A 13,292-nucleotide genomic window follows, 5' to 3' on the forward strand; every position below is an offset into this window, starting at 1 on the left:
GCTCAGCGGCCGTCGAGGCGCGCCACCCGGCGCGCCCCGGCGGTGCGCCGGTAGGAGGCGTCGAGCAGCTCGGCGACCTCGTCCCAGTCCGAGCCCTCGAGGTCGAGGTCGACGCCCAGCCAGCCCGACGGACCGAGGTAGGCCGGCACGAAGACCCGCGGGTCGTCGACCAGCGCCTGGCGGTCGTCGGGGTCGGTCAGCACCATCACGGCCTGCTCGTGCTGCACGTAGCTGCCGGCCACCTTCACCGAGCCGCCGTAGTAGGCGAACACCTTCGTGGTGAAGAAGGCCGGGCGGCCGTGGCTGACCTTCTCGGCGGCGTCGGGCAGCGCGAGCGCGATCGTGCGGACCCGCGCCAGGACCGGGTCGTCGTCGTCGAACATCTGCGGGTGCGGCACCGCCCCAGACTGCTCGACCCGCGGGGCGGCGTCCAGGCCGCAGCCGGTCCTGGGCCACGATGGGTGCGTGCGAGCCGTCATCCAGCGAACCCTGCGTGCCAGCGTCACCGTCGACGGCGAGGTGGTCGGCCGCACCGACCGGCCCGGGCTGCTGGTCTACCTCGGCGTCACCCACGACGACGGCCCGGCCGACGTGGCCTGGACCGCCCGGAAGATCTGGGAGCTGCGGGTGCTGCGCGAGGAGCGCTCGGCCTCCGACGACGACGCCCCGGTGCTGGTGGTCAGCCAGTTCACCCTCTACGGCGACACCCGCAAGGGCCGCCGCCCCTCCTGGTCGGCCGCCGCCCCGGGCCCCGTCAGCGAGCCGTTGTACGACGCGCTGTGCGGCGAGCTCGAGCGCCTCGGCGCCCACGTGGAGCGCGGCCGCTTCGGCGCCGACATGCAGGTCGAGAGCGTCAACGACGGCCCGATCACGATGCTGCTCGACAGCCCCCGCTGAGCGCGGCCGCTCAGCCCCAGAGCTCGCGCACCCGGGCGACGTGCGCCGCGGCCTGGGCGTGGCCGGCGCGCGCGGAGCCGGGCCGGGCGGCCGGGTCGAGCACGTTGGAGCCGATCGCGGCACGGGAGCCGTCGTCCGGGGTGATCACCAGGTGCGGCACGCCGAGCTCGGCGAGCTGCTGGCGGGCGCTGCGCAGCGGGCCGACCGAGCGGTCGAGCGGCGAGAGCACCACGACCGGGTCGCAGCCCGCGGCCAGGTCGGCGTTGGCGCCCGAGCGCATCCCGCCGTCGACGTAGGTGCGGCCCCCGATCGGGATCGGCGGGTAGACGCAGGGCACCGCGCAGGAGGCGTTGACGGCGTCCTCGAGGCCCACGTCGCCGCCGCCGCGGAAGGCGGCCAGCTCGCCGGTGGCCGCGTCGACGGCGGTCACCACGAGGTCGCGCTCGGGCCAGGTGGTGGTGGTCAGCCGCTGGCGCACCTGGTCGTAGCGCTCGGCGATGCTCGGGGTGCGGCCCCGCGCTGCGGCCCGCACGGCGCGGGAGCCGAGCAGCCGCCCGAAGACCTCGGGGTCGCGGCGCGAGCGCAGCACCGCGACGGCGTACGTCGCCAGCACCCGCGGCCCGATCGCGGCCAGCGCCGCCTCGGTGGGGCCCTCGGGGTGGCCCGGCTCCAGGAGCTGGCGCCGGTAGAGCTCGTCGAGCGGGGTGTCGCTGGTGACCTGGGAGCCGACGATCGAGCCGGCCGAGGTGCCCACGACCCGGTCGGCGCCGGTCAGGTCGACCCCCGCGTCGGCCAACCCGGCGAGCAGGCCGGTCTCCCACGCGATACCGGTGATGCCGCCGCCGCCGAGCACGAGTGCCTTCATGGCCGCCAGTGTGGCGTGCCTTTACCAGTCTTGACCGATCGGGTGGTGCAAAACCCCACACCGGCCTCCACGATCGGCCAGACTGGTCCGTACCAGCTGTACACCGCTTCCCCCACCGACCACGCAGATCCTGTCTCGGGACCAGGAGAAGGCGTCGAAGGAGTCTCATGTCCCCCACCAAGCCCCTGCCCTTCGTGGCCACCCTGGCCACGACGGCCGCCCTGGCCCTCGGCCTCTCGCTCGCCCCCGCCACCGCCGCCGAACCGACCCCCCGCGACGGCGCAGCCGCCTCCGCGGCCCCGGCCGTCGCCGAGAAGCGCACCCGCACCCCCTTCGTCTTCAAGGGCAACGGCTACGGCACCGTGGTGGAGGGCGGCGACCTGCCCGTCGACTCCAGCCGGGTGGCGCTGAGCTCGATGGCCTGCACCACGATCGCCGGCAAGAAGAACCGCAACTTCGTCGAGGAGACCGAGGTCCCGGGCCTGGGGACCGTGCGCGGCGTCTTCTCCCGCGTGGTCAGCAAGAAGAAGGGCACCACGACCTTCCAGAAGTCCAAGCACAAGGTCGCCGAGATCGTCCTCGCCGAGACCCCGCTGGGCAGCCTGTCGATCTCGGGCATCGTCTCAACGACCAAGGCCTCCTTCGACACCGAGGAGGGCTGGGCCTCCTCCGCGGTCACCAAGATCGCGGGCATCACCCTGACCCCGGCGGGCGGCGACCCCGTCCAGATCGACATCCCCTCGCCCGGCCAGACGGTCTCGGTGCCTCTGCTGGCCAACATCAGCCTGGGCCGGATGATCGAGAAGCCCGAGCCGGACAAGAACCGCTCGCGCGCCTACGCCGTGGGCGTGGTGATCGAGGTGATCCCGACCGGCACCACCGTGAAGGTCGCGCGCAGCATGTCGAAGCTCGAGAAGGGCTTCAAGACCGGCATCTTCGGCGGCAGCGCGATCCCGGTGAAGGCCAACGTCCTCGGCGAGCTGGTCCAGGTCGGTCGCGTCGTGCGGCAGACGATGCCGTGCCTGGGCACCGACAACGAGTGGCAGGCGGCCGACGCCGCCGACGTCAACCTCGGCGACCAGATCGTCGTGCAGGCCGCCAGCGCCCGCCAGAAGGGCAAGCAGACCAAGAAGAAGGCGGTCGGCACCGAGGTGGCGCGCATCGCGAAGCTCGACCTCGGCGACGGCGCCCTGGTCCTCGACGCGATCGAGTCGAAGGCCAAGGTGACCCGCCTCAAGAACGGCCGGCTCAAGCGCAGCGCCTCGGCCACGTTCGGGTCCATCACAAACGGGGACGGAGAGCCGCAGAGCCTCGAGGAGCTCGAAGAGATCGGCATCCCCGGCGTCCTCAGTATCAAGACCGGCCTGAAGAAGAAGATCAAGAACGGCATCCGGATCATCGGGCTGCGGATCACGCTGCTCGACGGGACCGGCGCGGTGGTCGACCTGGCCACCTCGAAGGTGACCATCGCCGACCGCTGAGCCACCCGCACCACCCGGCACCGGCCCGGGGCGACGACCCGCAGCACGCGGGTCCTCGCCCCGGGCCGTCTGGTTTCTCACACCCCGGATCCGTGGGACGAGGTGGCTCCCCCGGCCCCCGAGGGCGTCAGATGGGGCGGTGACCACCCGCCCGCCCGCGACCGAGCCCTCCTCCCGCCGCCGGTGGGCGATGCTCGGCGCCTCGACGCTGGCGCAGGGCGCGGCCGCGGTGACCATCCACGGCCCGGCCTTCCTGATCCCGGTGCTGCGCGACGAGGGGCTGAGCCTGCCGCAGGCCGGGCTGGTCGCCGCCGCCCCGACGATCGGGGTGATGCTGACGCTGGTGGCGTGGGGCCTGCTCACCGACCGCCGCGGCGAGCGCTTCGTGCTGGTCAGCGGGCTCGCCCTGACCGCGGTCGTCGGGCTGGTCGCGATGGCGGCGCGGGGTCCGGTCGCTCTCTTCATCGCGCTGCTGGTCGCCGGCGCGGCCGCGGCCAGCACGGGCTCGGCCAGCGGGCGCGTCGTCGTCGGCTGGTTCCCGCCGCACCGGCGCGGCCTGGCGATGGGGGTGCGCCAGATGGCCCAGCCCACCGGGGTCGCGCTCGCCGCGGTCAGCATCGCCGTCGTCGCCGACACGTACGGCGTCGCCACCGCCCTGGCCGTCCCGGTCGTCGTCGCGGCCGCGGCCGCGCTGGTGGTGGCCCTGGTCGTGGTCGACCCGCCGCGCCCGGCCCTCAGCGCCGGCGAGCGCGCCCCCAACCCCTACCGCCGCGACTCCTACCTGGCGCGCATCCACGGCGTCTCGGTGCTGCTGGTGGTGCCGCAGTTCCTGGTGTGGACCTTCGCGCTGGTCTGGCTGGTCAGCGACCGGGGCTGGTCGGCCGCGGCCGCGGGCAGCCTGGTCGCCGGCGCCCAGCTGGCCGGCGCGCTCGGCCGGATCGCGGCCGGTCAGCTCAGCGACGTGGTCGCCAGCCGGTTGCGCCCGCTGCGCTGGGTGGCCGTGGCCGCCGGCGCCACCATGGTGCTGCTGGGCCTGGCCGCCGGCCAGGACGCCGCGGTCGCGGTGCCGCTCGTGGTGCTGGCCACGGTCCTGACCGTCGCCGACAACGGGCTCGCCTTCACCGCCGTCGCCGAGCGCGCCGGACCGCACTGGTCGGGCCGGGCGCTGGGCGCCCAGAACACCGCGCAGTACCTCACCGCCTCGGCCGTCCCCCCGCTGGCCGGCCTGCTCGTCGACCGGGCCGGGTACGCCGTGGCGTTCGCGCTGGCGGGGCTCTTCCCGCTCCTGGCCGTGGGGCTGGTGCCGGTGCGCGAGGAGCACGACCTGTCCTGAGGGGTGAGCGGGGTTCGACCGCTGGCCAGCGGGGTAGGAGATCTCCATGTCCACCACCAGCCTCGTCCTCCTCGTCATCGCCGTCCTGGTCGTCGCGGTCCTCGTGGGTCTCGCCGTCGTCGCGCTGACGAGGCGCAACGCCCGCCTGCGCGCCGCCCGTGTCGAGCAGGCCGGTCAGCTGCGCACCGCCGCGGCCGCCCACGACGAGCCGATCGCCGCCTCGCGCAACCGGGTCGAGGAGGCCCAGGTCCGCGCCGACGAGGCGCACGCCCGGGCCGACGAGGCCGACCGCGAGGTGCACCTCGCCGAGCAGGTGCTCGCCCACGACGAGGCGCAGCAGGAGGACCAGCTGCGCGCCGCGGACGAGCTGGCCCCCGAGACGAGCACCGGCACGGGCACCGACGACACGCAGAGCACCCAGGACACGCAGGGCACCGACGACGGACCCGAGGGACGCCACCGCGCCTGAACCGGCTTGCTGTCTGGGAGGCTGCGCGCATGGCCTCCGACCCGTCCCCGCGGCAGCCCGCGCCCCAGGGCTCGCAGGTGCCTGCGGCCACCCGGACCCTGCGGGTGCTGCGCTTCCTGGCCGGCCAGCCCGACCCGGTGCCGGTCGACCGGATCGCCCGCGCCTGCGACCTGCCCCGCTCCACGGCGTACCACCTGCTCGGCGTGATGGTCGAGGAGGGCTTCGTGACCCACCTGCCCGAGGAGCACCTCTACGGCCTGGGGGTCGCGGCCTTCGAGGTCGGCAGCGGCTACGCCCGCCAGGTGCCGCTGCAGCGGATCGCACGACGGGCGCTGGCCGCCCTCGTCGACCGCACCGGACACAACGCCCACCTGGCGGTGCTGCACGGGCGTGACGTGCTCTACGTCCTCGAGGAGCGCGCCCCGGGCCGCGCCCCGCTGGTCACCGACGTGGGCGTGCGGCTGCCCGCCCACCTGACCGCCAGCGGCCGCGCGCTGCTGGCGGGGCTCTCCGCGGCCCAGGTGCGCGCCACCTACCCGGGCCCCGAGGGGATGGTCGAGCGCACCGGTCTCGGGCCGCGGACGCCGGCGGCCCTGCGCGAGCTGCTCGTCCAGACCCGGGCGCGTGGGCACGCGACCGAGGACGGCGAGGTGAGCACGGGGATGGCCAGCGTCGCGGCCGCGGTGCGCGACCACAACGACCACCCCGTCGCGGGGGTGGCGGTGACCTACCCCGTCGAGGAGGTCGAGCGGCCGGCCGGCGTCGAGGCCCTGGCCGCGGAGGTGCGCCGCACCGCCGACCAGCTCACCCGCCGCCTGGGCGGCGGGCGGGCCCGGTGAGCACGTCGGCGCGGTGGGGCGTCTCGCAGATCGCCCTGGCCGCGTTCCTGTGGGGCACCGGCGGCCTGGTCGTGCAGCTGGTCCGCGAGCAGGTGCCGCTGTCGGTGCCGACCATCAGCGCCTGGCGGCTCGCGCTCGCCCTGGCCGCCCTGCTGGCGGTGGTGCTCGCCCAGCGCACCGGCGGGCGGTTGCTGGCGCTGCTGCGGGCGCGGCCGCGCCGGGTGCTGGCCGTGGGTCTGGCCACCGCGGGCTACCAGCTCCTCTACTTCCTGGCCGTCACCTGGGCCGGGGTCACGGTCGCGACGGTGGTGAGCCTGGGCCTGGCCCCGGTGCTCCTGGGCGTGAGCGAGGCGGTGACGGCCCGCCGGGCGCCGAGCCCGACGCGGCTGCTCGTGGTGACCGCCGCGCTGGCCGGCCTCGCCCTGGTCTCGACCTCGACGGGTCACGGTGGGGGTGGCGTGGGGCCACGGCCCCTGGCCGGCCTCCTGGTCGCGGTGGCCGCCGGGGTGCTCTACGCCCTGGCCACCGGCTGGGGTGGCGCCCTGGCCCGCGACACCCCGCCGCTGGTGCTGACCACCGCGACGACCGGCGTCGGGGCGGTGGCGCTGGTGCCCGTCGCCCTGCTCGGTGGTGGCCCGCAGCTCACCGGTGACCCCGCCGCGCTGGCCCTGCTCGCCTACCTCGGCCTCTTCACGATGGCCGGGGCGTACGCCGCCTTCTACGCGGGGCTGCGCACCACCAGCGGCTCGACCGCCGCGCTGGTCACGCTGGTGGAGCCGCTGTCGGCGGCGCTGCTGGCCGCGGTCGTGCTGGGCGAGCGGCTCGGCCCCGGCGGCGTCGTGGGCACGGTGCTGATCCTGGGCGCCGTCGCCGGCCTGGCTCGCGACGACGGGGACGCGGTGGCCGCGAGCGCCGGCCCGACCGCGGCGCTGCCGGGCGTGCCGCCGCACGCCGACCCGCACTGATCCCACGCCCGGCGAGTTCCCGCGAACCCCGGCGCGAGCGTCGCGGGGTGCCCACACTGTGACGAGCGTCTCGACAGGTCAGTGAACATGTGTCACTTTCGTGTCTCGTTCCCCCCGGAGGTCACCATGCGCCGCACCCCGTCCGACACCCGCCCCACCCGGGGCTCCCGCGAGCCCGGCACCACCCGGCGGCTCGCCTGGACCGCCGGTGGCGCCGCCCTGGTGGTCGGTGCCGCGCTCGTGCTCCCCGGCCTGGTGGGCAGCAGCACCCCCGCGACGGACGCCGCGCGGGGCGCGCAGGCCCGCGGCGGGCTGCAGGCCGCCCACGACGCGGCCAGCGGGCAGGGGACGCTGCCGTTCACCGACGCCCACGGGCACGAGGTGCGCCTCGACGTCGACCCCGCCACCAAGAACGCGGTCTCGCGGGCCGGCGAGCTCGGCGCGGAGACCCGCGACCCCACGACCGCGGCCGAGCGCGCCGCCGCGGCGGCGTACGTCGCGCAGGAGCGGGCCCGGCGCGACCCCCGGCTCGGCTCCACCAAGGCCTACCCGAAGCGCACCACCCACCCGCGCACCCGCTACGCGATGGCCCGCGGCTGCTACACGCTGGTCCCCGGCGGGGAGCCGACCTACTTCCAGGCCACCGACCTGGGCGACTACCTGCTGCTGCTGCCCGACGAGACCCTGCGCAGCAGCGGGGGCGGCACCGCCACCCAGCCCAGCGACAGCACGGTGTGGACCGCGACCAAGAAGGGCAAGCGGTTCACGTTCACCAACGACGGCGAGCGGCTCGAGCTCGACGGGGCCACCGCGTTCCGGCTCACGACCGCCCGGGGCTGCGCCCGCTGGCCCGAGGCCCAGGTCGACGTCAAGGGCCGCCCGCACACCGGCGTCACGCCCTTCCAGGAGGTCCGCGGCTACGTCGACGCGCACACCCACCACATGGCCTACGAGTTCCTCGGCGGCGAGGTGCACTGCGGCAAGCCCTGGGACCGGTTCGGGGCCGAGGTCGCCCTGACCGACTGCGAGGACCACACCATCACCGGCGGCTACGGCGCCCTGCTCGAGACCGCCCTGTCGGGCGAGGTCGGCCACGACCCGGTCGGCTGGCCCACCTTCGTCGACTGGCCCGCGCCGAACTCCCTGACCCACGAGGGCACCTACTACCGCTGGATGGAGCGCGCCTGGCGCGGCGGCCAGCGCCTGTTCACCAACCTGCTGGTGGAGAACAACCAGCTGTGCCAGCTCTACCCGCTGAAGCGGAACTCCTGCGACGACATGGACTCGGTGCGCCTGCAGATCCAGCGCACCTTCGAGTTCCAGGACTACGTCGACGCCCAGTTCGGCGGCCCCGGCAAGGGGTTCTACCGGATCGTGACCAGCCCCTTCGAGGCCCGCGAGGTGATCAACGAGGGCAAGATGGCCGTGATCTTGGGCATCGAGACCTCGGTGCCCTTCGGCTGCACCTTCAAGAAGCTGCCGCTGGGCGACCTGGCCCAGTGCGACGCCGAGACCATCGACGAGCAGATGGACGAGATGCACGACCTGGGCGTGCGCCAGATGGAGCTGGTCAACAAGTTCGACAACGCGTTGTCGGGCATCGCGGGCGACGCCGGCGAGACCGGTGTCGCGGTCAACGCCGCCAACTTCCTCGAGACCGGCACGTTCTGGGACATGCGCACCTGCGCCCCGGCCGACACCGAGAACCACGACCGCAACCAGACCCTCGCGGCTCCCGAGATCTCCGCCGACCAGCAGGACGCGCTCTTCGGGGCGATCGGCCAGCTCTTCGGCACCCTCAACCTGCCCGCCCTGCCGCTCTACCCGCGCACCAACCACTGCAACGCGCGCGGCCTGACCACCCTGGGCGAGCACACCATCAACAGCCTCGCCGAGCGCAAGATCGTCTTCGACCCCGACCACATGAGCGTCAAGGCGCGCAACCAGGCCCTCGACCAGATCGAGGAGCTGGGCTACCAGGGCCTGCTCTCCAGCCACTCCTGGTCGACGCCCGACGCCTACCCGCGCATCTACGAGCTCGGCGGCTTCATCACGCCGTACGCCGGCGACTCCACCGGCTTCGTCGAGAAGTGGCGCCGCCACGTGGGCTGGGCCGACGATCGCTACTACTTCGCCATGGGCTACGGCGCCGACATCAACGGCCTCGGCGCCCAGGGCGACCCGCGCGGCGTCGACGTGCCCAACCCGGTCACCTACCCCTTCAAGGGCCTCGGCGGCGTCACCGTGCGCCAGCAGCGCGCCGGCGAGCGGGTCTATGACATCAACGCCGACGGGGTCGCGCAGTACGGCCTCTACCCCGACTGGATCGAGGACCTCGGCCGGGTCGCGGACTCCCAGCAGGGTGACGGCCGCGCGGTGCTCGACGACATGACCCGCGGCGCGGAGGGCTATCTGCAGATGTGGGAGCGGGCCTACGGCATCGCCCCCGACTCCTGCCGCAACCCCGAGCGGCAGCTGCCGGTGGCCACCGTGCAGCGCCGCCTGGAGCGCGGGATGACCACGACGCAGGTGATGCGCAAGGTCGGCCAGCCCTACACGCGACTGGGCCGCACCTTCGGCTTCTGCGCCCGGAGCGGTGGCTCGGAGGTCGAGATGACCGCGACCTTCTCCAAGCGCGGCACCCTGCGCGGCGTGCGCCGCTCGTGACCCCCGGGCGGCGGCCCGCTGCGCAGACACCCGCTGGCGTTGAAGTTACCGCCCGGTAGGCTCCATCTCACCCCGACTGGAGCCTGACGGCACCGACGCTGGGGCCTAGGCTCACGCAGGCGCGCAGGTAGCCGCGCGCCAACAGAACCCGAGGAGCACGTCCGCATGCAGACCTTCGCCATCGTGGTGTCCCTGGCGTTCACGGCGGTCGCCGTGGCGATGACCGTGCGGGCGGTGCGCGCCATCGTGGCCACCGTCCGGCTCGGCACCCCCATCAGCCGCACCGACAACCCGGTACGACGCTCGGTGACGCTGCTCAAGGAGTCGCTCCTGCACACCCGGATGCTGCAGTGGCACTGGATCGGGGTGATGCACTGGTTCGTGTACGCCGCCTTCATCGTGCTCTCCGCGGCGGTGGCCACCGGCTACGTCCAGCTCTTCAACCCCGACTTCGCGCTGCCGATCATCGGCCACTTCTTCCTCTTCGAGTGGGTCAGCGAGGGCCTGGGCCTCCTCGGCACGATCGGCATCATCTTCCTGATCGTGGTCCGCCAGCTCAACCACCCGCGCGACAAGGGCCGCCGCAGCCGGTTCTTCGGCTCCAACCAGTGGCAGGCCTACTTCGTCGAGGCGTTCGTGCTCGTCGAGAGCGCCGCGATCCTCTTCATCCGCGGCGCGGAGTACAACCTCGGCCAGATCGACTCGGCCCACCCCGAGGACTTCACGGCCTTCCACTTCCCGATCTCGAGCATCGTCGGCGAGGCGCTCTTCCCGGCCGGGGTGGCCGGCAACGAGGGCGCCCTGGAGACGACCATCGTCGTGATCGCGATGATCAAGGTCGTCCTGGCGATGATCTGGCTGATGGTCATCTCCTCCAACCTGACCATGGGCGTGGCCTGGCACCGCTTCACCGCCTGGTTCAACATCTTCTTCAAGCGCGAGTCGACCGGTCGCGACACCGACGGCGCCACCACCGCGCTGGGTGCGGTCAAGCCGCTGACCAACAACGGCGAGCGGGTCAGCCTCGACGACATCGAGGACCTCGACGAGGACGCCAAGCTGGGCGTCGGCGCCGTCGAGGACTTCTCCTGGAAGGGCCTGCTCGACTTCACCACCTGCACCGAGTGCGGCCGCTGCCAGAGCCAGTGCCCGGCCTGGAACACCGACAAGCCGCTCTCGCCCAAGCTGCTGATCACCGCGCTGCGCGACGCGACGTACGCCAAGGCGCCCTACCTGCGCGCCGGCGAGGACGAGCGGGCCGCGATGCTCGAGGGCGACACCGCCCTGGCCACCGAGGTCGAGCGTCCCCTGGTCGGCGAGACCGGTGGGCGCATGGACGGCCTCGAGGACGGCGAGTGGTTCTACAACCCGAGCAACGGCGCCGCGGTGATCGACCCCGAGGTGCTGTGGAACTGCACCTCGTGCGGCGCCTGTGTGCAGCAGTGCCCCGTCGACATCGAGCACGTCGACCACATCGTCGACATGCGCCGCTACCAGGTGCTGGTCGAGTCGAACTTCCCCGCCGAGCTCAACGGCCTCTTCAAGGGCCTGGAGAACAAGGGCAACCCGTGGAACATGTCGTCCACGGCGCGCATGGACTGGGCCAAGGGCCTCGACTTCGACGTCAAGGTCGTCGGTGAGGACATCGAGTCCCTCGACGAGGTCGACTGGCTCTTCTGGGTCGGCTGCGCCGGCGCCTACGAGGACCGCGCCAAGAAGACCACCCGCGCGGTGGCCGAGCTGCTCGACATGGCCGGGGTCTCCTTCGGCGTGCTCGGCAACGGCGAGACCTGCACGGGTGACCCGGCGCGCCGCGCCGGCAACGAGTTCGTCTTCCAGGGCCTGGCCGCGCAGAACGTCGAGACCCTGACCGAGTACAAGGTCAAGAAGGTCGTCTCCACCTGCGCCCACTGCTTCAACACCCTCAAGAACGAGTACAAGGAGTTCGGCATCGAGCTGGAGGTGGTCCACCACACCCAGCTGCTGAACCGCCTCGTGCGCGAGGGCAAGCTGACCCCGGTCAAGGAGGGCGCGGGCGCCCACAAGCGCTCGATCACCTACCACGACCCCTGCTACATCGGCCGCCACAACGGCGTCTACACCCCGCCCCGCGAGCTGCTGCAGATCCTGCCCGGCGCCGAGGTCGTGGAGATGGAGCGCAACTCCGAGCGGTCCTTCTGCTGCGGCGCCGGCGGCGCGCGCATGTGGATGGAGGAGAACACCGGCGAGCGGATCAACATCAACCGCACCAACGAGGCCGTGGAGACCGGCGCCGACCAGATCGCCGTCGGCTGCCCCTTCTGCCGCGTGATGCTCTCCGACGGCCTGACCATGAAGCAGTCGAAGGGCGAGGCCCGCGAGGAGGTCGAGGTCCTCGACGTCGCGCAGATGCTGCTCGCCTCGGTCAAGGGCGAGATGGCCACCAAGGCCGCGCCCGGCTCGGCTGCGGCGGCCCCGGCCGCCAAGGCGGCGCCCGCCGCCCCCGCCGACGACACCGCCACCAAGGCGGAGCCCGAGGCCGGCGACGCGACCATCACCGAGGACACCGTCGTCGAGACCCAGGACGCCGGTCCGCTCGCCAAGGCCAGCGGCGGCTCCAGCCTCTTCGACTCCCCCGACGCCGCAGCCGCCGACGACAAGCCGGCCGGCGCCACCTCGGGCGGGTCGCTCTTCGACACCCCCGAGACCGCAACCGAGGACAAGCCGGTCGCCGACGAGGCGAAGGCCGCGAAGCCGGCGTCCGCCGGCGGGTCGCTCTTCGACCTCGGTGGCGACGAGCCCGAGGCGAAGACCGCGGCGAAGCCCGAGGCGAAGCCCGAGGCCGACGAGATCGGCTCCGGCGGGTCGCTCTTCGACCTCGGCGGCGACCAGCCCGAGGCACCGAAGGCCGAGGCACCGAAGTCGGAGGCACCGAAGGCCGAGGCACCGAAGGCGGAGGCAGCCGAGCCCGAGGCGCCGAAGGCCGACCTGGGCTCCGGCGGGTCGCTCTTCGACATCGCCGGCGACGAGCCCGCGGCCCCCGCGGCCAAGGCCGAGCCGACCGAGGCACCCGAGGCAGCGGCATCGAAGACCGAAGCCCCGGCGCCCGACCTGTCCGGTGGTGGCTCGCTCTTCGACATCGCAGCCCCCGAGCCGACCGCCACCGCGAAGGCCCCCGCGGCCGAGCCGGAGGCCGAGACGAAGGCCGAGCCCGAGACGAAGGCCGAGCCCGAGCCCCAGGTCGAAGCCACCCCGGCGCCTGAGCCCGAGGCGAAGGCCGAGGCCGCACCGGCCCCGGCGGGCGCCCCGGCGCCCTCGTCCGGGTCGGCGACCTCACCGAAGACCGACGTGGACCTCGACGCCATGGGTTCGCTCTTCGACATCGAGGCCCCGGAGGCCACGACCGTCGAGCGCCCCGCCCAGCCGGAGGCGGCGGCGCCCGCGCCGTCGGAGCCGGAGGCGTCCGAGCCCGTGCCGGAGCCCGAGCCGGAGGCAGCGGTGTCGTCCGACGCTCCTGACGGCGCGGCGCTGAGCGCGGCGGCCACCCAGGCCGCCGGCACGGCGGAGGAGACCCCCGAGCCGGCCCAGCCCGAGGCCGAGGCCGTGGTGGAGGAGACCCCGGCCGAGGAGCCGACCGAGGAGCCGACTGAGGAGCCGGCCGAGGAGCCGGCCCCGAAGCCGACCTCGAGCGGCGCCGCGCACACGCCGCGCACCGACGTCGAGATCGACGAGTCGGGATCGCTCTTCGACCTCTGAGCAAGGCTCGGCCCGCGCGCCGAGGCAGAGTGTGGAGCCCC

Annotated in this window: 10 protein-coding genes; 8 read left to right on the forward strand and 2 right to left on the reverse strand. The window is 73.8% G+C overall.

What is annotated here, in order from left to right; translation table 11 throughout:
* Nucleotides 1–2: 2 nt before the first annotated feature.
* The gene (locus tag OCU29_RS10075; protein ID WP_261819800.1) at nt 3–398 is read right to left on the reverse strand and encodes an MmcQ/YjbR family DNA-binding protein; all 396 of its coding nucleotides are present in this window, start codon (nt 396–398) and stop codon (nt 3–5) included.
* A gap of 67 nt (nt 399–465) precedes the next feature.
* On the opposite strand from OCU29_RS10075, the gene dtd reads away from it, so the two are divergent.
* Entirely contained in the window at nt 466–897 is a 432-nt protein-coding gene (dtd, locus tag OCU29_RS10080) for a D-aminoacyl-tRNA deacylase (RefSeq protein WP_261819801.1), read from the forward strand.
* Nucleotides 898–907: 10 nt separating this feature from the next.
* Here the strand turns inward: dtd and OCU29_RS10085 are convergent, their stop codons facing one another.
* Complete coding sequence (locus OCU29_RS10085) at nt 908–1,762, reverse strand: patatin-like phospholipase family protein (protein ID WP_179614599.1); 855 nt, start codon at nt 1,760–1,762, stop codon at nt 908–910.
* Between the two features lie 167 nt (nt 1,763–1,929).
* On the opposite strand from OCU29_RS10085, the gene OCU29_RS10090 reads away from it, so the two are divergent.
* The 7 genes from OCU29_RS10090 to OCU29_RS10120 all read left to right on the forward strand — a co-directional run bounded on the left by OCU29_RS10090 (nt 1,930) and on the right by OCU29_RS10120 (nt 13,251).
* Nucleotides 1,930–3,243, forward strand: a complete 1,314-nt coding sequence (locus OCU29_RS10090) for a choice-of-anchor P family protein (RefSeq protein ID WP_261819802.1) — start codon at nt 1,930–1,932, stop codon at nt 3,241–3,243.
* A gap of 139 nt (nt 3,244–3,382) precedes the next feature.
* Nucleotides 3,383–4,576 carry an MFS transporter gene (locus tag OCU29_RS10095; RefSeq protein ID WP_261819803.1) on the forward strand — a complete coding sequence of 398 codons (1,194 nt, stop codon included), beginning with the start codon at nt 3,383–3,385 and terminating at the stop codon, nt 4,574–4,576.
* 46 nt (nt 4,577–4,622) lie between these two features.
* Entirely contained in the window at nt 4,623–5,045 is a 423-nt protein-coding gene (locus tag OCU29_RS10100) for a hypothetical protein (RefSeq protein ID WP_261819804.1), read from the forward strand.
* Nucleotides 5,046–5,074: 29 nt separating this feature from the next.
* A complete protein-coding gene (locus OCU29_RS10105; protein ID WP_261819805.1) occupies nt 5,075–5,884 on the forward strand; it encodes an IclR family transcriptional regulator in 810 nt (269 codons plus the stop codon).
* Complete coding sequence (locus tag OCU29_RS10110; protein WP_261819806.1) at nt 5,881–6,849, forward strand: DMT family transporter; 969 nt, start codon at nt 5,881–5,883, stop codon at nt 6,847–6,849. Before OCU29_RS10105 ends, OCU29_RS10110 begins: the two co-directional genes overlap by 4 nt.
* Before the next feature lie 126 nt (nt 6,850–6,975).
* Complete coding sequence (locus tag OCU29_RS10115; protein ID WP_261819807.1) at nt 6,976–9,516, forward strand: hypothetical protein; 2,541 nt, start codon at nt 6,976–6,978, stop codon at nt 9,514–9,516.
* 165 nt (nt 9,517–9,681) lie between these two features.
* The gene (locus OCU29_RS10120) at nt 9,682–13,251 is read left to right on the forward strand and encodes a (Fe-S)-binding protein (RefSeq protein ID WP_261819808.1); all 3,570 of its coding nucleotides are present in this window, start codon (nt 9,682–9,684) and stop codon (nt 13,249–13,251) included.
* The last annotated feature ends 41 nt before the right edge of the window (nt 13,252–13,292 follow it).

Origin of the sequence: Nocardioides sp. OK12 (genome assembly GCF_024341885.1) — a bacterium.
GTDB lineage: Bacteria > Actinomycetota > Actinomycetes > Propionibacteriales > Nocardioidaceae > Nocardioides > Nocardioides marinisabuli.

Bases quoted from the DNA above. Each gene is read 5' to 3' on its own strand.
- OCU29_RS10115 (WP_261819807.1), top strand. From the start codon at position 6,976: ATGCGCCGCACCCCGTCCGACACCCGCCCCACCCGGGGCTCCCGCGAG.
- OCU29_RS10085 (WP_179614599.1), bottom strand. From the start codon at position 1,762: ATGAAGGCACTCGTGCTCGGCGGCGGCGGCATCACCGGTATCGCGTGG.
- OCU29_RS10100 (WP_261819804.1), top strand. From the start codon at position 4,623: ATGTCCACCACCAGCCTCGTCCTCCTCGTCATCGCCGTCCTGGTCGTC.
- OCU29_RS10120 (WP_261819808.1), top strand. From the start codon at position 9,682: ATGCAGACCTTCGCCATCGTGGTGTCCCTGGCGTTCACGGCGGTCGCC.
- OCU29_RS10090 (WP_261819802.1), top strand. From the start codon at position 1,930: ATGTCCCCCACCAAGCCCCTGCCCTTCGTGGCCACCCTGGCCACGACG.
- OCU29_RS10105 (WP_261819805.1), top strand. From the start codon at position 5,075: ATGGCCTCCGACCCGTCCCCGCGGCAGCCCGCGCCCCAGGGCTCGCAG.